Origin of the sequence: Kitasatospora sp. NPDC048545, assembly GCF_040651155.1 — a bacterium.
GTDB lineage: Bacteria > Actinomycetota > Actinomycetes > Streptomycetales > Streptomycetaceae > Kitasatospora.
On the sequence record NZ_JBEZIQ010000016.1, the window covers coordinates 65605 to 84785 of the forward strand.

Genomic DNA, 19181 nt, shown 5'->3' on the forward strand with positions numbered 1-19181 from the left:
ACGAGTCGCCAAGATCTCACCTCTTGGACAGGTCCGGGGGCTATCCAGCGACCCGGCCCGCACGGCACACTTCTACGCGCGTCCCTCTACGCGCGTCGACGCGATGACGCACACGCACTCACGTACACAAGTTGACGGTCCATCTGCCGTCGTTCCCACCCGGGAGAGTCGTCCATGCCCCTGAACCGCCGTGACTTCGTCACCCGGTCCGCCGCCACCGCCGCCGGCGCCGCCCTGGCCAGTGGTGCCGCCGCGGCCGCCGCCCCCTCCGCCGCGGCTGCCGAGCCGGATGTGGCGGCCGCCAAGGGCCAGCGCAAGCCCCGCAAGCAGGCCTTCACCGTCATGGGCACCACCGACCTGCACGGCCGGGTGCTCAACTGGGACTACTTCACCGACGCCGAGTACGTCGACAAGGCGCACAACGCGGTCGGCCTCGCCAAGATCTCCACCCTGGCCAACCAGGTGCGCGAGGAGAAGGGCTGGGACCGCTGCCTGCTCATCGACTCCGGTGACATCATCCAGGGCACCCAGCTGACCTACTACTACGCCCGGATCGAGCCGATCGCCACCGACGGCGACACCGTGCCGGACCACCCGATGGCCGTCGCCATGAACCTCATGGAGTACGACGCCGCCGCGCTCGGCAACCACGAGTTCAACTACGGCATCCCGACCGTGAAGGCCTTCGAGGACCAGCTGGAGTTCCCGCTGCTCGGCGCCAACGCGCTGCACGCGAAGAACGAGAAGCCGGCCTTCCCGCCGTACGTGATCAAGGAGCTGCACCTCGGCGAGGGCAAGTCGCTGAAGGTCGGCATCCTCGGCCTCACCAACCCGGGCATCGCGATCTGGGACAAGGCCAACGTCAGCGGCAAGATGGTCTTCCCCGGCATCGTGGAGACCGCCGCCAAGTACGTGCCCCGGATGAAGGCGGCGGGCGCCGACGTCATCGTGGTCTCGGCGCACTCCGGCATCGACGAGGCGACCACCTACGGCGACCAGCTGCCCTGGCCCGAGGACGCCTCGGGCGAGATGGCGGAGACCGTCCCGGACATCGACGCGGTGCTGGTGGGCCACACCCACAAGGAGGTCCCGCAGCGCCTGATCGTCAACAAGAAGACCGGCAAGACGGTCGTGCTCTCCGAGCCGCTCTGCTGGGGCCAGCGCCTGAGCTGCTTCGACTTCGAGGTCGAGTTCGCCAACGGCGCCTGGAAGGTCACCTCGGTCTCCTCGCGGGTGCTGAACTCCAACACCGTGCCGGAGAACCCGGAGATCACCAACGCGCTCACCGAGCAGCACAAGAAGGTCGTCGCGTACGTCAACCAGAACATCGGCACCAGCAAGATCGAGCTGTCGATCGCCGAGTCCCGCTTCAAGGCGACCCCGATCATCGACCTGATCGGCAGGGTCCAGGCCGACGCCGTCAAGGCCGCGCTAGCGGGCGGGCAGTACGCCAACCTGCCGGTGCTCGCCCAGGCCGCGCCGTTCAACCGCACCGCCCTGATCCCGTCCGGCCAGGTCAAGCTGCGCGACGCCGCCGGCCTCTACATCTACGAGAACACCCTGGAGGCCCGCGTCCTGACGGGCGCCCAGCTCAAGGACTACCTGGAGTTCTCGGCGAAGTACTACAACCAGCTCGCCGTGGGCGCCCCGGTCGACAAGGACGCCCTGACCGGCGCCGAGGCCACCCCGGACTACAACTACGACTCGGTCTACGGCCTGACCTACGACATCGACGTCGCCCAGCCGAAGGGCTCGCGGATCGTCAACCTGTCGTTCCAGGGCAAGCCGATCGACCCCGCCGCCCAGTTCGTCCTGGCGGTCAACAACTACCGTGCCAACGGCGGCGGCAACTTCCCGCACGTGGCCAACGCCAAGCTGGTCTGGTCGAACTCCGACGAGATCCGCAACACCATGATCGCCTGGGTGAAGGCCAAGGGCGTCATCGACCCCGCCGACTTCTTCACCGACTCCTGGCGCCTCGTCCGCGCCGGCCAGCCGGTCTTCTGACCAGCGCCCCCCGATGAGGCGCCGCCGGGCCCGTCCGCCCGGCGGCGCCTCGCCGCATCCGGGGCGGTGGAACAATGACGGCATGAGCGAGTTCCAGATCTCCGAGCGCCACGCCCGGCTGCTGGCGTACGCACAGAGCCTGACGCCCCCGGCCGGGTGGAAGATCGAGATCTCCGGCGACGAGATCATCATGATGACCGGCCCTTCGGTCACCCACCAGCACAACCTTCTGTTGGTCCGTGAGCAGATCGACGCACACCGCCCGTCCGACCTGATGCCGAGCGAGAACACCGACCTCGCCTCCCCGAACGTCGGCAAGCTCCGCAACCCCGACCTGACCTACATCCCGCGTTCGTTCGTCCGGCAGGGCGGCAACGAGGTGCCCGCCGAGCAGGCGGCCATCGCGGTGGAGATCGTCTCCCCGTCGAATCCCGAGAACGACCTGGTCGGCAAGGTCCGCGACTACCCGCTGATGGACATCCCGCTGTACCTGGTGATCGACCCGCGCACCACCGCCATCACGCTCTACTCCGAGCCCTCCGCCACCGGCTACCACCAGCAGTGGAACGGCAAGTTCGGCGACCGGGTGCCGATCCCGTCTCCCTTCGACTTCGAGCTCACCACCGACGGTCTCGTCCGCTACCCGGCCTGACCCGCTCACCCGGCGAGACGATCGGACATCTGAAGGAGACTGGAGGATATTCATCGGCTCGTCCCCCCTCCCTATCGTTGAGGCATCGCGAACGGCCCCACGGGGGGCCGGTGTTGATCGGACAGGGAGTGAGTGCGATGCGTGCGGTGGTGCAGCGTGAGGTCGGCGGGCCGGAGGTCCTGGAGGTCGCCGAGGTCGAGCGCCCCGAGCTGCTGAGCGGCGAGGTGCTGGTGCGGGTGAAGGCGGCCGGCGTGAACCCGGCGGACGTGGCGGTGCGGGCGGGCCTGTTCCCGCTGCTCGGCGAGCCGCCGTTCACGGTGGGCTGGGACCTCTCCGGGGTGGTGGAGGAGGCCGCGCCCGGCGCCCGGTACCGGGTGGGCGAGGAGGTGTACGGGATGCCGTTCTTCCCGCGCGCCGCGAACGCCTACGCCGAGTACGTGGCCGCGCCGTCCCGCCAGCTGGCCCGCAAGCCGACCTCGATCGGCCACGAGCAGGCCGCCGCCCTGCCACTGGCCGCGCTGACCGCCTGGCAGGGCCTGGTGGACGCGGCGAACATCGGCGAGGGGCAGCGGGTGCTGGTCCACCGGGCGGCGGGCGGCGTCGGCCACTTCGCCGTACAGATCGCCAAGGCCCGCGGCGCGTACGTGATCGCGCTGGCGAGCGAGCCCAAGCACGGCTTCCTCAAGGAGATCGGCGCCGACGAGGTCATCGACTACCGCACCACCGACTACACCGAGGCGGTCCGGGACGTCGACGTCGTCTTCGACTCCTCCTCCGAGAACACCCGCGCGCTGGAGGTGCTGAAGCCCGGCGGCGTCCTGGTGAGCATCATGGAACACCGCGACCGTGAGCTGGCCGCCGCGGTCGAGGCCGCCGGGCGCCGCTTCGCGGGGATCTCCGTCGAGCCCGACTACGCCGCGCTGGAGGCGATCGCCGCCCTGGTGGACGAGGGCCGGATCCGTCCGCACGTCGCGCAGGCCTTCCCGCTGGCCGAGGCCGGCCGGGCACACGAGCTGGTGGCCTCCGGTACCGTCCAGGGCAAGGTCGTCCTGACCGTCGACTGACCGGCGACCCGACCGGCGGCCACGGAGAACGAGCGGGCACCAGCGAGAACGAGCAAGGGGGACGGGCGTTGGACATCCTGACCGAGGCACTGGGCTCGATGCGGACGGCCTACCTGTCCTCCGTCCGCACCGAGGGCCGCGCCCCCTGGGCCCTGCGCCTGCCCCCGGTGCTCGGCGCCGGCTTCCACGTGGTGCTGTACGGCACCTGCTGGCTGATCCCGCTGGGCACCGGGGACGACGCCGGGCGGCAGCACGACCCGGTGGCGCTCAGCCCCGGCGACATCGTCTTCCTGCGCGACGGCGGCGGTCACGTCCTCGCCGACCATCCCGACACCCCACCGGTGGACTCGCACACCTGCCGGGTGGACGACGCCTCGCCGATCGGCACCCTCGCCCTGGGCGGCGACGGCGCCCGCACGAGTCTGCTGTGCGGCAACTACCACCTGGACCAGGGCCGCCCGCACCCGATGGTCCGCCAGCTGCCGGCCCTGATCCACCTGCCGACCCGGCACGGCCGCCACCCCGAACTGGCTGCCGCGGTGCAGCTGTTGGGCACCGAGCTGGAGAACCCCCGGATCGGTTCGGCGGGCATCGTCCCGGCGCTGATCGACTCGCTGCTGCTGTACATCCTGCGGGCCTGGTTCGAGGACCAGCCCGCCGCGTCGGCGGCCGGCTGGGCGGCGGCGCTGCGGGACGCCGCCGTCGCCCCGGCCCTGGCGGCGATCCACGGGGCGCCGGCGACGCCGTGGACGGTGGAGTCGCTGGCGGACCGGGCGGGCCTGTCCCGGGCCGCCTTCGCCCGCCGCTTCACCATGATGGTGGGCGAGCCGCCGATGGCGTACCTGACCCGTTGGCGGATGACCACGGCGGCCCGGCTGCTGCGCGAGTCGGAGGCGCCGCTGACCTCGGTGGCGGCGCAGACCGGCTACGGCTCGGAGTACGCCTTCGCGAAGGCGTTCAAGCGGGAGTTCGGGCAGGCCCCCGGCGGCTACCGCCGGGAGGCCCGGGCTGCATGACCTGACCCCCCGCTGCCGGCTCCCGGCCGGTGCATCCCGGCCGGGAGGCACCGGCTAGAACGGAAAGACCGCCCGGCCGTGCTGCACCGAGATCCACTTCAGCGTGGTGAAGGCGTCCACCGTGGCCTCCCCGTTGAGCCGCCCGACGCCGGAGTTCTTCTCCCCGCCGAACGGCACGCCCGGCTCGTCGGCGATGGTCCCGCCGTTGACGTGGATCATGCCGGTCTCGATCCGCTGGGCGAGCCGCACGCCGCGTTCGAGGTCGGCGGTGTGCACCGCGCCACTGAGTCCGAACGGCGTGTCGTTGGCGATCCGCACGGCCTCGTCCTCGCCGTCGAAGGGCACCAGCAGCACGACCGGGCCGAACAGTTCACGCCGCAGGATCGGCGCGTCCGCGGGGAGGCCGGTGAGCACGGTCGGCGCCATCAGGGCGCCGGTGGTGGTGCCGCGCAGCAGTGCGGTGGCGCCGGCGGCGACCGCCTGGTCGATCTGGGCGGAGAGGGAGTCGGCCTGGACGGGGTTGATCAGCGGGCCGATGTGGGTGGCCGGGTCCCTCGGGTCGCCGACGGTGAGCGAGGCGACCTTGGCGACGAACTTCTCGGTGAACTCGGCCTCGACGGCGCGGTCGACGAGGACGCGGTTGGCGGACATGCAGACCTGGCCCTGGTGGACGAAGCGGCTGAACACCGCCGCGTCCACGGCGTAGTCGACGTCGGCGTCGTCCAGCACGACCAGGGCGCTGTTGCCGCCGAGTTCCAGGACGGACCGCTTGAAGTGGGCGGCGGCGACGGTGCCGACGTGCCGGCCGACCTTGTCGGAGCCGGTGAAGGAGATCACCTTGGGCACCGGGTGTTCGATGAAGCTGTCGCCGATCTCGGCGATGTCGGTGATCACGACGTTCAGCAGGCCGGGCGGCAGGCCCGCGTCCTCGAAGATCTTCGCGATCAGGCCGCCGCCGACCACCGGGGTCTCCTGGTGCGGCTTGAGGACCACGCCGTTGCCGAGGGCGAGCGCCGGGGCGACGGCCTTGAGCGCGAGGAACAGCGGGAAGTTGAACGGGCTGATCACGCCGACGACGCCGACCGGCAGCCGGTAGAGCCGGTTCTCCTTGCCCGGGGCGGGCGAGGGCAGCAGCCGGCCCTCGGCGGCCACGGACAGGTGCAGGCATTCCCGCAGCACGTCCTTGACCAGCGAGAGTTCGAAGCCGGCCTTCAGCGCGGTGCCGCCGAGTTCGGCCATGATCGCGGCGACGATCCCGGGCTCGCGCTCCTCGACCACGCGCAGCGCGCGTTCGAAGACCAGGCGGCGCCGGTAGGGGTCGGTGGCGGCCCACCCCTTCTGGGCGTGCTCGGCGGCGCGGTAGGCCCGGTCGACCTCGGCGGTGGTGGCGACGGTGATGGTGGCGAGCTTGTCCCCGGTGTAGGGGTCGACGTCGACGATGTCCCAGGAGCCGCTGCCGCTGCACCATTCGCCGTCGATGTACTGCAGCGCCAACTCGGAGAAGTACGACATCTGATCCCTCTCGTGCACCCACCTGATGGGACATCATCGTACTGACGTGTCAAAGCTCCTGGCGTACGGCGTGCAACAGGTCGCGGGTCCGTGCGGGGTCGAGGCTGTCGGCGACCAGGTCGTCCATCGCCTGCCGGTACTCGGCGACCTCGCCGGGTTTGTCGAGGTAGAGCGCGGTGGTGAACTGTTCCAGGTAGACGACGTCGGAGAGTTCCCGTTCGGCGAAGCCGAGCACGGTGAAGGCGCCGCTCTCGGCCGCGAGGCCGGCGTTGCCGAACGGCAGCACCTGCAGCCGCACGTTGGGGAGTTCGCCGAGTTCCAGCAGCCGGTCGAGTTGGCCGCGCATCAGCTCGGGCCCGCCCCAGGGGCGGCGCAGCGCGGCCTCGTCCAGCACGGCGACCAGGTGCGGGGCGCGCTCGCCGGTGAGGACGGCCTGGCGCTTGAGGCGCACGTCGACCCGGCGTTCGATCTCGTCGGGCGCGTGGTCGTGGCAGCCGGCGGTGACGACGGCCCGGGCGTAGTCGGCGGTCTGCAGGAGCCCGTGGACGAACTGGACCTCGTAGCTGCGGATCCGGGCGGCGGCCTCCTCCAGTCCGAGGTAGTTCTGGAACCAGCCGGGCAGGACGTCGCCGTACTCGTGCCACCAGGAGCTGGCGTTGGCGTCGCGGACCAGGCCGAGGACGGTGGCGCGCTCCTGCTCGGCGTCGACGCCGTAGAGGGTGAGCAGGTCGGCGACGTCGCGTTCCTTGAAGCCGACCCGGCCGAGTTCCATCCGGCTGATCTTGGATTCGGAGGCGCGGATCGAGTACCCGGCCTCCTCCCGGCTGACGCCCCTGGCCTCGCGGAGCTTGCGCAGCTGGGTGCCGAGCAGCAGACGTCGTACCGTCGCGCCCCCGCCTGCCTGAGTCGTGCCCATCGAAGTCACCCTCCGCACTCGCGCAGCCCCCCGGCCGTCGGCGGAAGTCTGCCACTTGGCACCGACGAACAACAGCCCGTCCCGGGAGGCTTTGCGGCGGCTGTGAGAAGCCTGTGGTTCCGCTGTGAGCCAACCCTCGGTATACGGACGGTCGTCGCGCCCGCCGCACGCGGAGCCTCCCCTGCGGAGCTGCGGGAAAACGCGGGGACACCGGTTCGTTGTCTTCCCCGTCCCCTCCCGTTCGTCCTCCCGACACCGTCCCGCGGACGCGGCGGCGCCCGGTGGGACACCCGATGCGCCCCCGGGGACGCGGCGGCGCCTTCCGGAAAACGCGACGGCGCCCGCCCTCCAACTGGTCGGGGAAGAGGGCAGGCGCCAGGAGACCGCGTTGGCCCGGCGACTCTGGCGGGGGCAGCGGGTTGAGCTCCCGGCGATGCGGCGCCGGGGGTTCAGGGGGGCCGGTCGGACCGTCAGACCACCAGGGGGCGGTCCGTGGGCCGGATCGGGGCGGGAAGCGGGGTCTTGCCGCCCAGGTACGTGTCCACCGCGGCAGCGGCCGAACGGCCTTCCGCGATGGCCCAGACGATCAGCGACTGGCCACGGCCGGCGTCTCCGCAGACGTACACGCCATCGACATTGGTGGCGAACCGGCCGTCGCGGGCAATGTTACCCCGCGCGTCGAGGTCGGCTCCCAGCTGCTCGACGAGCCCGTTCTTCACGTCCGTACCGGTGAAGCCCATGGCCAGGGTGACCAGCTGCGCCGGGATGGCCCGCTCGGTGCCGGGCACCGGCTCGAACCGGCCGTCCTTGAACTCCACCTCGACGAGGTGCAGTTCCTGGACGTTGCCGACGGTCTCTCCCTCCTCGGGGGCGGAGCCGGTGAAGCCGGTGGTGTTGACGGAGTAGATCCGCTCGCCGCCCTCCTCGTGGGCGGAGGTGACCTTGTACGTCATCGGCATGGTCGGCCACGGCTGGTGGCCGGGCCGCTCCTCGCTCGGACGCGGCATGATCTCCAGCTGGGTGACGGAGGCGGCCCCCTGCCGGTGGGCGGTGCCGACGCAGTCCGCGCCGGTGTCGCCGCCGCCGATGACGACGACGTGCTTGCCCTTGGCGCTGATCGGGGACTCGACGAAGTCGCCCTCCTGCACCTTGTTGGCCAGCGGCAGGAACTCCATGGCCTGGTGGATGCCCTTGAGTTCGCGCCCGGGCACCGGCAGGTCGCGGGCGGTGGTGGCGCCGGCCGCGACGACCACGGCGTCGAAGCGCTCGCGCAGCTGCTGCCCGGTGATGTCCTCGCCGACGTGCACGCCGGTGCGGAACCGGGTGCCCTCCGCCCGCATCTGCTCGATGCGGCGGTTGATGTGGCGCTTCTCCATCTTGAACTCGGGGATGCCGTAGCGCAGCAGTCCGCCGATGCGGTCGGCCCGCTCGTAGACCACGACGGTGTGGCCGGCGCGGGTGAGCTGCTGGGCGGCGGCGAGGCCGGCCGGGCCGGAGCCGACGACGGCGACGGTCTTTCCGGAGAGCCGCTCGGGCACCTGCGGGGCGACGCCGCCGCGCTCCCAGGCCTTGTCGATGATGGTGACCTCGACGTTCTTGATGGTCACCGCGTCCTGGTTGATGCCGAGCACGCAGGCCGACTCGCAGGGCGCCGGGCAGAGCCGCCCGGTGAACTCCGGGAAGTTGTTGGTGGCGTGCAGCCGCTCGATCGCGCCGACGAAGTCGTCCCGGTAGGCGAGGTCGTTCCACTCGGGGATGAGGTTCCCGAGCGGGCAGCCGTTGTGGCAGAACGGGATGCCGCAGTCCATGCAGCGGCCGGCCTGCTTGGTGATGATCGGTAGGAGGCTGCGCTCGACGTAGACCTCGTTCCAGTCGCGCAGACGGACGTCCACGGGACGGCGCTCGGCCAGCTGCTTGGGCGTGGTCAGGAAGCCCTTGGGGTCAGCCATTAGCCGCCTCCATCATCTTGCGAGTGGTCTCGGCCTCGGAGAGGCCATCGCGCTCGGCGGCGTCCTTGGCGGCGAGCACTGCCTTGTAGTCGGTCGGCATGATCGTGGAGAAGCGGGAGACCCCGCTGCCCCAGTCGGCCAGGAGCTCGGCGGCGACGGTGGAGCCGGTCTCCTCGTAGTGCTGCTGGACGGTCTCGCGCAGCCATTCGCGGTCGTCCGCGGTGGGGGCCTCGATGCCCACCATGCCGGCGTTGACGTTGGCGGGGCGCAGGTCGAGGACGTACGCGATGCCGCCGGACATGCCGGCCGCGAGGTTGCGCCCGGTCTCGCCGAGGATGACGACCCGGCCGCCGGTCATGTACTCCAGGCCGTGGTCGCCGACGCCTTCGACGACCAGGGTGGCACCGGAGTTGCGGACGGCGAAGCGCTCGCCGGCCTTGCCGCGCAGGTGGATCCGGCCGCTGGTGGCGCCGTAGCCGATGGTGTTGCCGGCGATGACGTGGTTCTGGGCGTCGTTGCCGATGGCGGCGGCCTCGCGGGCCGGGCGGACGATCACGACGCCGCCGGAGAGGCCCTTGCCGACGTAGTCGTTCGCGTCGCCTTCGAGCCGCAGCGTCACGCCGCGGGGGACGAAGGCGCCGAAGGACTGCCCGGCGGAGCCGGTGAAGGTGACGTCGATGGTCCCCTCCGGCAGGCCCTCGCCGCGGTACCGCTTGGTCACCTCGTGGCCGAGCATGGTGCCGACGGTGCGGTTGACGTTGCGGATGGGCAGCTGGATGCGGACGGCGTCGCCGCGCTCCAGGGCGTCCTCGGCGAGCGTGATCAGCTGGTTGTCCAGGGCCTTGTCGAGCGCGTGGTCCTGGGTGGTGGTGCGGTGGCGGGCCGCGCCCTCGGGCAGCTCCGGCACGTGGAAGAGCGGGGCGAGGTCGAGCCCGGCGGCCTTCCAGTGGTCGACCGCGGCCCGGGAGTCGATGTGCTCGGCGTGGCCGACGGCCTCCTCGATCGAGCGGAAGCCCAGCGAGGCCAGGATCTCCCGGACCTCCTCGGCGATGAACTCGAAGAAGTTGACGACGAATTCGGGCTTGCCGGAGAACCGCTCGCGCAGCACCGGGTTCTGGGTGGCGACGCCGACCGGGCAGGTGTCCAGGTGGCAGACGCGCATCATGATGCAGCCGGAGACGACCAGCGGGGCGGTCGCGAAGCCGAACTCCTCGGCGCCGAGCAGCGCGGCGATGACGACGTCGCGGCCGGTCTTCAGCTGGCCGTCGGTCTGGACCACGATGCGGTCGCGCAGCCCGTTGAGCAGCAGGGTCTGCTGGGTCTCGGCGAGGCCGAGCTCCCAGGGGCCGCCGGCGTGCTTCAGCGAGGTCAGCGGCGAGGCGCCGGTGCCGCCGTCGTGGCCGGAGACGAGGACCACGTCCGCGTGCGCCTTGGAGACGCCCGCGGCGACCGTCCCGACGCCGACCTCGGAGACCAGCTTCACGTGGATGCGGGCCGCCGGGTTGGCGTTCTTGAGGTCGTGGATCAGCTGGGCCAGGTCCTCGATGGAGTAGATGTCGTGGTGCGGCGGCGGCGAGATCAGACCGACGCCCGGGGTGGAGTGCCGGGTCTTGGCGACCCACGGGTAGACCTTGTGGCCGGGCAGCTGGCCGCCCTCGCCGGGCTTGGCGCCCTGGGCCATCTTGATCTGGATGTCGTCGGCGTTGACCAGGTACTCGGAGGTGACGCCGAAGCGGCCGGAGGCGACCTGCTTGATCGCGGAGCGGCGCTCCGGGTCGTACAGGCGGTCCGGGTCCTCGCCGCCCTCGCCGGTGTTGGACTTGCCGCCGAGGCGGTTCATCGCGATGGCGAGGGTCTCGTGCGCCTCGCGGGAGATCGAGCCGTACGACATGGCGCCGGTGGAGAAGCGCTTGACGATCTCGGAGACCGGCTCGACCTCGTCGACCGGGATCGGCTCGCGGCCGAGGCCGTCGAGCTGGAACAGGCCGCGCAGCGTCATCAGGCGGGCGGACTGCTCGTTCACCCGGTCCGTGTACTGCTTGAAGATGTCGTACCGGCGGTTGCGGGTGGAGTGCTGCAGCCGGAAGACGGTGTCCGGGTCGAACAGGTGCGGCTCGCCCTCGCGGCGCCACTGGTACTCGCCGCCGATCTCCAGCGCGCGGTGCGCGGCGGGGATGCCCGAGGCCGGGTAGGCCTTGGTGTGGCGGGCGGCGGTCTCGCGGGCGATCTCGTCCAGGCCGATGCCGCCGAGCTTGGTGGTGGTGCCGGCGAAGTAGCCGTCGACCAGCTCCTGGGAGAGGCCGATGGCCTCGAAGACCTGGGCGCCGCGGTAGGAGGCGACGGTGGAGATGCCCATCTTGGACATGACCTTGAGCACGCCCTTGCCGAGCGCCTTGATCAGGTTCTTGATGGCCTTCTCGGGCTCGACGCCGTGTCCCTCGAAGAAGGTGCCCTGCGCGACGAGGTCCTCGACCGACTCCATGGCCAGGTACGGGTTGACCGCGCCGGCACCGTAGCCGATCAGCAGCGCGACGTGGTGCACCTCGCGGACGTCGCCGGCCTCGACCAGCAGCGACACCTGGGTGCGCTGCTTGGTGCGGATGAGGTGGTGGTGGATCGCGGAGGTGAGCAGCAGCGAGGGGATCGGGGCGTGCTCGGCGTCCGAGTGCCGGTCGGAGAGCACGATGATCCGGGCTCCGTCGGCGATCGCGGCGTCGGCCTCGGCGGCGATCGCGGCGAGCCGGGAGGCCAGGCCCTCGCCGCCGCTGGAGACCTTGTAGAGGCCGGAGAGCGTGACGGCCTTGAGGCCGGGCTGGTCGCCGTCGGCGTTGATGTGGACGAGCTTGGCCAGCTCGTCGTTGTCGATCACCGGGAAGGTGATGCCGACCGAGCGGCAGGCGGCGGACTCGGCGGCCAGCAGGTTGCCCTCGGGGCCGAGGTTGGAGAGCAGCGAGGTGACGAGTTCCTCGCGGATGGCGTCCAGCGGCGGGTTGGTGACCTGCGCGAAGAGCTGCACGAAGTAGTCGAACAGCAGGCGCGGCTTCTCGCTCAGCGCGGCGATCGGCGAGTCGGTGCCCATCGAGCCGAGCGCCTCGGCGCCGGTGCGGGCCATCGGCGCCAGGATGACGCGCAGCTCCTCCTCGGTGTAGCCGAAGGTCTGCTGGCGGCGGGTGACGGAGGCGTGGGTGTGGGCGATGTGCTCGCGCTCGGGCAGCTTGGCGAGCTGGATCTGGCCGGCGCCGATCCACTCCTCGTAGGGGTGCTCGGCGGCGAGGGCGGACTTGATCTCCTCGTCCTCGACGATGCGCCCCTCGGCGGTGTCGATCAGGAACATCCGGCCGGGCTGCAGGCGGCCCTTCTTGGCGACCTTCTCCTGGTCGATGTCGAGCACGCCGACCTCGGAGGAGAGGACGACCAGGCCGTCCTCGGTGATCCAGTAGCGGGCCGGGCGCAGGCCGTTGCGGTCGAGGACGGCGCCGATCTGGGTGCCGTCGGTGAAGGTGACGCAGGCCGGGCCGTCCCAGGGCTCCATGAGGTTGGAGTGGTACTGGTAGAACGCGCGGCGGGCCGGGTCCATGGTGGCGTGGTTCTCCCACGCCTCCGGGATCATCATCAGCACCGAGTGCGGCAGCGAGCGGCCGCCGAGGTGGAGCAGCTCCAGGACCTCGTCGAAGGAGGCGGAGTCGGAGTGCTCGGGGGTGCAGATCGGGAAGATCCGCTCCAGGCCCTGCCCGTTCCGGTTGGCCGGGATGAGGTCGGTGACGAGCTGGGACTCGCGGGCGCGCATCCAGTTGCGGTTGCCCTTGACCGTGTTGATCTCGCCGTTGTGGGCGACGAACCGGTACGGGTGGGCGAGCGGCCAGCTCGGGAAGGTGTTGGTGGAGAACCGCGAGTGCACCAGGCCGATCGCGGACGCGTAGCTGCGGTCCGACAGGTCGGGGAAGAAGGGCTCCAGCTGGCCGGTGGTCAGCATGCCCTTGTAGACGATGGTGCGCGCGGACAGCGACGGGAAGTAGACCCCGGCCTCGCGCTCGGACCGCTTGCGGACCACGAAGGCGATCCGGTCCAGCTCGATGCCGGCCAGGCCGTCCTTGCCCAGGAAGAGCTGGCGGAAGCGCGGCATCACGCTGCGCGCGGTGGCGCCGAGCAGGTCGGGGGTGACCGGGACGTCTCGCCAGCCGAGGACGGTGAGGTCCTCCTCGGCCGCGATCGCCTCGATCCGCTCGACGGCGGCGTCGGCCGACGCGTCCTCGTCCGGCAGGAAGGCGATGCCGACGGCGTAGGCGCCGGCCGCCGGGAGCTCGAACCCGACTTTGCCGCGCAGGAAGGCGTCCGGGATCTGGGTCAGGATGCCCGCGCCGTCACCGGAGTCCGGCTCGGCGCCGGTGGCGCCGCGGTGCTCCAGGTTGCGCAGGACGTTCAGCGCCTGCTCGACGATGGTGTGGTCGGCGATGCCGGTCAGCGTGGCGACGAAACCGACGCCACAGGCGTCGTGCTCGTTTCGCGGGTCGTACAGGCCCTGAGCAGCAGGTCGCGCATCCGGCACGAGCGCGTACGGCCGGCGGGCGGCCTGCGGCTCGTTGGCGGAGTGCATGGATGCAGACAGCATCGGCTCTCCCGTCGTCGTCTTTCGGCAAGTTGGTGCAAGTAGGGACGACGTTGGCCCTGATGCGATGGTGCGGTGTCGTGCAAGTTACATGATGCCCAGAATCCCGAGAAGCGGAATATCCCGTCCACATGGCGGGACGAGCCGCAGGTCAGGGGGTGTGGGGAGAGGGACGCGCCACAGTGCGCGTCCCGACGATTGTGCCCAACGGTCCGCGGCCTGAAACAGGGGCGAAACCGGGGCGCCACACAAGCCGATCATGACCGCCTGCGAATCCATTCCGGGAGCCGGTCCACGGATGCGAATCCGCGGCGCCGAGGCCCGGATGATGAGACTAGGCCAGGCGCCTCAGGGCGCCCGTGTGTGAAACGTCACGCGTTGGCCAGCATAATCATGCAGAGTTCTGGGTCATCCCACAGACCCCGACGGGGGCGTCGCACGCACCCGCCGGGGCCGTCCGGACCTCTCCGGGGCTCGACGGGCCTCACCCCACGTGCCCGCCGATCAGCCGGCCGAGCAGGAACGTCACCCCGGCCGCCGCCCCGCCGAGCACCAGCTGCCGCAGCCCGCTGAACCACCAGCTGCGCGCCGTCACCCGGGCCACCACCGCGCCGCACAGGAACAACCCGGCCGCCGCCAGCACCAGCGCGGGCAGCAGCGAGGTCGCGCCCAGCAGGTAGGGCAGCAGCGGCAGCAGCGCGCCGAGCGCGAAGCACAGGAACGACGACCCGGCCGCGACCAGCGGCGAGGGCAGGTCGGTGGGGTCGACACCCAGTTCCTCGCGGGCGTGCACCTCCAGGGCCAGCTCCGGGTCCGCGGACAGCTGCCGGGCCACCTCGTGGGCCAGCTCCGGGTCCACCCCCCGCGAGACGTACAGCTGGGCCAGCTCGGCCAGCTCGCCGTGCGGGTTGCGGCTCAGCTCCAGCCGCTCGGCCTCGATCTCGGCCTGCACCAGCTCCCGCTGCGAGGCCACCGAGGTGTACTCCCCCGCCGCCATCGAGCAGGCCCCGGCCGCCAGGCCCGCCAGCCCGGTCAGGACTACCGTGCCGTTGGACACCGCGCCGCCGACCACACCGGTCATCAGCGCGAAGTTGGACACCAGCCCGTCCACCGCGCCGAACACGGCCGGGCGCAGCCAGCCCCCGTTGACGTCCCGGTGGTGGCCTTCCGCGGGTATCCGGGGGTGGTGCCCGGCCTCGGGCTCCAGGGTGGTCGCAGTCATCGTCTCTTCCCCTCCGTCGTCGTTCGTCGCCCTGAACGTAGCCCTCCTGACCTGGGCATTTCCAGCAAAGTAAGGCTGTCCGAACACCAGTGAGGCCACCCTTCGCAAGCCTCGCGAAGGGTGGCCTCAGCCGGTGGGAAGTCCCAGGTCAGATCGGGTTCCTGGCGTCCTCGCCGCTCTTCTCGGCGGCCACGGCGACGGTTTCGGCGGCCGGCACCTCGTCCCCGGACCGGGACGATTCCTTGCCGTCCCCGCCCTTTCCGGCCTTGCCGACCGTCGTGTCACCGGCTCCGGACCCGGCCTTGCCGTCCACCTTGCCGTCCACCTTGCCGTCGACCTTGCCGTCGGTCTTGCCCCCGGCCTCCCGGCCGTCCTCCTCCAGGTGCGCCGCCGGGTCGATGGTCGCCGGGTCCTCCCGGCCGGGCCGCTTCCTGCCGACGATCACCAGGTACGCCACGGCGCCCAGGAACACGACGATCGACGTCCAGTCGTTGAGCCGCAGGCCGAAGTAGACGTGCGCCTCGTCGATTCGCAGCCACTCGGTCCAGAACCGGCCCACCGTGTACGCGGCCACGTACAGCGCGAACGCCCGGCCGTGGCCCAGCGTGAACCGGCGGTCCGCCCAGATCACCAGCAGGGCGACGAGCACGCACCAGATCGACTCGTACAGGAAGGTCGGGTGGTAGACGCCCGTCACGACCTCGCCGTTGGGCAGCGTCTTGTGGATCTCCAGGCCCCACGGCAACGTGGTCGCCCGTCCGTACAGCTCCTGGTTGAAGTAGTTGCCCCAGCGGCCCATCGCCTGCGCGAGCGCGATGCCCGGCGCGATGGCGTCGGCGTACGCGGGCAGCGGCACGCCCCGACGGCGGGCACCGATCCAGGCGCCGACCGCGCCCAGCGCGATCGCGCCCCAGATCCCGAGGCCGCCCTCCCAGATCTTGAAGGCGTTCCAGGGGTTCCTGCCCTCGCCGAAGTACAGCTGGTGGTCGGTGATCACGTGGTAGAGGCGCCCGCCGACCAGGCCGAACGGCACGGCCCACACGGCGATGTCACCGACCGTGTGCTTGGCACCGCCCCGGGCGACCCAGCGCTTGCTGCCGAGCCAGACGGCGACGACGACACCGAGGATGATGCAGAAGGCGTAGGCGCGCAGCGGGACCGGTCCGAGGTACAGGACGCCCCGCGACGGGCTGGGAATGTAGGCGATATCCATGGCAGTTCCGACGCTACAGGGTCGACGGCCCGCGTCGGACACCCCAGGGGTCACAGAAACCGAACAACAACGGCCGCGGGCCGGCCGCCGGCGCCTCCGGACGGGGAGGGCGCGGCGGCCGGCCCACGGCCGGGTACGGGGCTCAGCCGGCGGCCGGAGAAGGGTTGTTGGCCTCCGAAGCAGTACTGGTCGGCGCCGGGGTCTGGCCGTGCGAGCCCGCCGTACCCAGCGGCTTGCCCTGGTTGGCGGCGTCCACCCACTTCGCCAGGTTCTCCGGCGTGATCTCCTCGCTGCCGTTCTTCGGGTAGACCGGCTGGCCGTTGAGCAGCACGGTCGGGGTCGACTTGTAGCTGGACTTGTCGAAGTCCTGCTGCACCGAGGACACCCACCCGCCGTACTTGTTGTCGTTGACGCAGGCCTGGAACTCCGGCGTGTCCAGGCCGTTGACCTGCTTCGCCAGGTTGAGCAGGACGGCCTTGTCGCCGAAGGCGTCGCTGGTCTCCTCCGGCTGGTTGCGGTACAGCACGTCGTGGTAGTCGCGGAAGTGCCCGGCGTCCTGGGCGCAGGCCAGCGCGTTGGCGGCGGTCTTGGAGCCCTTGCCCGGCACGGCCCGGTCGATGAACGACACGATGTGGTAGTTGGTGTAGATCTTGCCGGCGTCCTCCAGCTGGTCGACGGTCGCCGAGAACTCCCGCTCGAAGGTGCCGCAGGCGGGGCAGCGCGGGTCCTCGTAGACGGTGAGGACGGAGGGCGCGTTGCCCGCGCCGACCGGGATGACCAGGTTCTTGTCGCCGATGGTCCCGGCCGGGGCGGCGGTCGGGGTCTCCGGCTTGGAGCGCTGGTTCTGCACCACGACGCCGACGACCACCGCGGCGGCGATCACCGCGAGCGCGGCCCCGCCCACGATCAGCTTCTTCCTGCGCTTGGCGGCGGACTCCTCGGCCGCCCGCTGCTCCTGCATCCGCTCGCGGGCGGTGCGCTTGCCTTCTCGGTTCTTCTCGCTCATTGCCTTGACATCCACGGTCGGGGGGCCTTCGTCGTGTGCGGGGATGGGAGTGGGGCGGGGCCGGACGGTCAGCTCGCCAGCCAGCCGTCCACCGAGAACCGGGTCCGGGGCCGCCACAGCAGCCACCCGGCCAGCAACAGGAACCCGGTGTCGCGCAGGATCTCCTGCAGGTACTTCGTCTGGGACTCGTCGACGTGGCCGCCGCCGCCGAAGCAGCCGCAGTCGATCGAGATGCCGCGCGCCCAGGCGGAGACGATCCCGGCGATGAAGGCGAGCAGCAGCAGCGCGGAGATCCCGGCGACCAGCCGGACGCCGAGCCCGATCAGCAGCAGCAGCGCGAGCGCCAGCTCCAGGAAGGGCAGGCCGTAACCGATCGGTTTGACCAGGCTCTCGGGCAGGATCTCGTAGGCGCGGACGGCCTGGGCGGCCTCCGCCGGGTCGGCGATCTTGGCCAGTCCGGCCCAGCCCCACACCACCGCGAGACCCAGCCGAGCGACCGTGCCGACCCACTCGCTCCAGACCGGCACCGGCCGCCGCACCGGCGGCGTGGGAGCCGGTTCGCCGGGCTGCACTGCCGGGCCGGCCATCAGGGAACCCCCCTCGGGAAACTCGTTCACTTCCTGACGAACCGTAAGGGGGGAAGGGGGGTTCCTCCGTATTCAGGAATTAAGCCGGAAGAGTGACACTTCGTCCTAATCCGCCGAACACCCGTCCGTCAGCGGCACCCCGGCATCCGCCCGGGATCGAACAACTCCGGGTACCCGTGCTCCGCCCGCTCGACGGCGTCCCACCGGGCCGCCTCGGCACAGGCGACCGCCTCCCGCTCCGCCCGCTCCGCCCCCCGCTTCGCCAACGCCTGCCCCACCACGGTGTGCACCCCGACAGCGGCCCCGAGCGCCAGCGCGGCAGCCGCCGCCCGCAGCAGAACGGCCTGATGGAAACTCCGCACCGGCTCACCCCTTCGCTCGCTCCGCCACCCACGTGCACGTCGCCCGTGCACTCGTCCCTCCACTCAACGCCGGTCAACCCCGGCTGATGCGTGTCGCCGCCCCTGTTCACCCGTTCGGGGCCGCCCCCGAGTCAACACACCACTCCCCGCCCCCTCGCCGTGGGCGACCCCCCTCCGGACGACCCCCGCCCCGAAAACACCGACGGCCCACCACCCCAGAGGAGTGGCAGGCCGCCGATACCCGTTTCCGCCGCGCGTCAGCGCCTCCGCACGCCGCGGGCCAGCTCCCCGGCCAGCGCCCGCACCGCGTCCAGCCCCGCCGTCTCGTCCGCGCCGGCTTCCAGGATCCGCTTCACGAACGCCGAGCCCACGATCACCCCGTCCGCGAACCGGGCGACCTCCGCCGCCTGCCGGGCGTCGGAGACTCCGAGCCCGACGCAGACCGGCAGGTCGGTGGTGGCGCGGGTGCGCGCGACCAGGTCCTCGGCCAGCGAGCCGACGGCGGACCGGGTGCCGGTCACGCCCATCACCGCGGCGGCGTAGACGAATCCGCTGCCCGCCGCCGTGACCTCGGCGAGCCGTGCGTCCTTGCTGCTGGGGGCGACCACGAACACGGTGTCGAGCCCGTGCGCGTCCGCGGCCTTGCGCCACTCCTCGGACTCCTCCACCGGCAGGTCCGGAAGGATGCAGCCGGCCCCGCCGGCGGCCGCCAGGTCGGCGGCGAAGCGCGCCACGCCGTAGCGGTCGACCGGGTTCCAGTAGGTCATCACCAGCACCGCCGCTTCGGGGTGCGCGGAGGCGACCTCCTGGACGGTGCGCAGCACGTCCTTGATCCGCACGCCGCCGCGCAGCGCGATGTCGTCGGCGGTCTGGATGACGGCGCCGTCGAGCACGGGGTCGGAGTGCGGCAGGCCGACCTCGACGACGTCGCAGCCGCCCTCGATCAGCGCGTTGATCGCCCGCACGCCGCCGTCGACGGTGGGGAATCCGGCCGGCAGGTAGCCGATCAGTGCGGCCCGGTCCTCGGCCTTGGCGGCCGCCAGGATCCCGCTGAGCTTGGAAGCCATGG

Annotated in this window: 14 protein-coding genes; 4 read left to right on the forward strand and 10 right to left on the reverse strand. The window is 71.4% G+C overall.

The window, feature by feature from the left end; translation table 11 throughout:
• Nucleotides 1-174: 174 nt before the first annotated feature.
• The 4 genes from AB0D10_RS17355 to AB0D10_RS17370 all read left to right on the forward strand — a co-directional run bounded on the left by AB0D10_RS17355 (nucleotide 175) and on the right by AB0D10_RS17370 (nucleotide 4739).
• A complete protein-coding gene (locus AB0D10_RS17355; RefSeq protein ID WP_360256788.1) occupies nucleotides 175-2007 on the forward strand; it encodes a 5'-nucleotidase C-terminal domain-containing protein in 1833 nt (610 codons plus the stop codon).
• Between the two features lie 82 nt (nucleotides 2008-2089).
• On the forward strand, nucleotides 2090-2659 hold the full coding sequence (locus tag AB0D10_RS17360; protein WP_360256791.1) for a Uma2 family endonuclease: 570 nt from the start codon (nucleotides 2090-2092) through the stop codon (nucleotides 2657-2659).
• Between the two features lie 137 nt (nucleotides 2660-2796).
• Nucleotides 2797-3723: an NADP-dependent oxidoreductase gene (locus tag AB0D10_RS17365; protein ID WP_360256794.1), complete on the forward strand. Its 927-nt coding sequence runs from the start codon at nucleotides 2797-2799 to the stop codon at nucleotides 3721-3723.
• Nucleotides 3724-3791: 68 nt separating this feature from the next.
• Entirely contained in the window at nucleotides 3792-4739 is a 948-nt protein-coding gene (locus AB0D10_RS17370) for an AraC family transcriptional regulator (protein ID WP_360256796.1), read from the forward strand.
• 54 nt (nucleotides 4740-4793) lie between these two features.
• Here AB0D10_RS17370 and AB0D10_RS17375 read toward each other — a convergent pair whose 3' ends face one another.
• The 10 genes from AB0D10_RS17375 to trpA form a co-directional block, all read right to left on the reverse strand.
• The gene (locus AB0D10_RS17375) at nucleotides 4794-6251 is read right to left on the reverse strand and encodes an aldehyde dehydrogenase family protein (RefSeq protein WP_360256973.1); all 1458 of its coding nucleotides are present in this window, start codon (nucleotides 6249-6251) and stop codon (nucleotides 4794-4796) included.
• A 49-nt stretch (nucleotides 6252-6300) separates the two neighbouring features.
• Entirely contained in the window at nucleotides 6301-7167 is an 867-nt protein-coding gene (locus AB0D10_RS17380) for a helix-turn-helix transcriptional regulator (RefSeq protein WP_360256799.1), read from the reverse strand.
• A 470-nt stretch (nucleotides 7168-7637) separates the two neighbouring features.
• Nucleotides 7638-9116, reverse strand: a complete 1479-nt coding sequence (locus AB0D10_RS17385) for a glutamate synthase subunit beta (RefSeq protein ID WP_360256802.1) — start codon at nucleotides 9114-9116, stop codon at nucleotides 7638-7640.
• Nucleotides 9109-13710 carry a glutamate synthase large subunit gene (gene gltB, locus AB0D10_RS17390; protein WP_360256975.1) on the reverse strand — a complete coding sequence of 1534 codons (4602 nt, stop codon included), beginning with the start codon at nucleotides 13708-13710 and terminating at the stop codon, nucleotides 9109-9111. Before gltB ends, AB0D10_RS17385 begins: the two co-directional genes overlap by 8 nt.
• A 496-nt stretch (nucleotides 13711-14206) precedes the next feature.
• Complete coding sequence (locus tag AB0D10_RS17395; protein WP_360256804.1) at nucleotides 14207-14944, reverse strand: VIT1/CCC1 transporter family protein; 738 nt, start codon at nucleotides 14942-14944, stop codon at nucleotides 14207-14209.
• A gap of 148 nt (nucleotides 14945-15092) precedes the next feature.
• Entirely contained in the window at nucleotides 15093-16157 is a 1065-nt protein-coding gene (gene lgt / locus AB0D10_RS17400; protein WP_360256807.1) for a prolipoprotein diacylglyceryl transferase, read from the reverse strand.
• A 142-nt stretch (nucleotides 16158-16299) separates the two neighbouring features.
• Nucleotides 16300-17163 (reverse strand): thioredoxin domain-containing protein, encoded by an 864-nt coding sequence (locus AB0D10_RS17405; RefSeq protein ID WP_360256810.1) that lies wholly within the window; start codon nucleotides 17161-17163, stop codon nucleotides 16300-16302.
• A 68-nt stretch (nucleotides 17164-17231) separates the two neighbouring features.
• The gene (locus AB0D10_RS17410) at nucleotides 17232-17780 is read right to left on the reverse strand and encodes a MauE/DoxX family redox-associated membrane protein (RefSeq protein ID WP_360256812.1); all 549 of its coding nucleotides are present in this window, start codon (nucleotides 17778-17780) and stop codon (nucleotides 17232-17234) included.
• A gap of 98 nt (nucleotides 17781-17878) precedes the next feature.
• Entirely contained in the window at nucleotides 17879-18112 is a 234-nt protein-coding gene (locus tag AB0D10_RS17415; RefSeq protein ID WP_360256814.1) for a hypothetical protein, read from the reverse strand.
• A 257-nt stretch (nucleotides 18113-18369) separates the two neighbouring features.
• Nucleotides 18370-19179 (reverse strand): tryptophan synthase subunit alpha, encoded by an 810-nt coding sequence (trpA, locus tag AB0D10_RS17420; protein ID WP_360256816.1) that lies wholly within the window; start codon nucleotides 19177-19179, stop codon nucleotides 18370-18372.
• Between the last annotated feature and the right edge of the window lie 2 nt (nucleotides 19180-19181).

Bases quoted from the DNA above. Each gene is read 5' to 3' on its own strand.
- lgt (WP_360256807.1), bottom strand. From the start codon at position 16,157: ATGGATATCGCCTACATTCCCAGCCCGTCGCGGGGCGTCCTGTACCTC.
- AB0D10_RS17385 (WP_360256802.1), bottom strand. From the start codon at position 9,116: ATGGCTGACCCCAAGGGCTTCCTGACCACGCCCAAGCAGCTGGCCGAG.
- trpA (WP_360256816.1), bottom strand. From the start codon at position 19,179: ATGGCTTCCAAGCTCAGCGGGATCCTGGCGGCCGCCAAGGCCGAGGAC.
- gltB (WP_360256975.1), bottom strand. From the start codon at position 13,710: ATGCACTCCGCCAACGAGCCGCAGGCCGCCCGCCGGCCGTACGCGCTC.
- AB0D10_RS17380 (WP_360256799.1), bottom strand. From the start codon at position 7,167: ATGGGCACGACTCAGGCAGGCGGGGGCGCGACGGTACGACGTCTGCTG.
- AB0D10_RS17375 (WP_360256973.1), bottom strand. From the start codon at position 6,251: ATGTCGTACTTCTCCGAGTTGGCGCTGCAGTACATCGACGGCGAATGG.
- AB0D10_RS17405 (WP_360256810.1), bottom strand. From the start codon at position 17,163: ATGAGCGAGAAGAACCGAGAAGGCAAGCGCACCGCCCGCGAGCGGATG.
- AB0D10_RS17360 (WP_360256791.1), top strand. From the start codon at position 2,090: ATGAGCGAGTTCCAGATCTCCGAGCGCCACGCCCGGCTGCTGGCGTAC.
- AB0D10_RS17395 (WP_360256804.1), bottom strand. From the start codon at position 14,944: ATGACTGCGACCACCCTGGAGCCCGAGGCCGGGCACCACCCCCGGATA.
- AB0D10_RS17365 (WP_360256794.1), top strand. From the start codon at position 2,797: ATGCGTGCGGTGGTGCAGCGTGAGGTCGGCGGGCCGGAGGTCCTGGAG.
- AB0D10_RS17355 (WP_360256788.1), top strand. From the start codon at position 175: ATGCCCCTGAACCGCCGTGACTTCGTCACCCGGTCCGCCGCCACCGCC.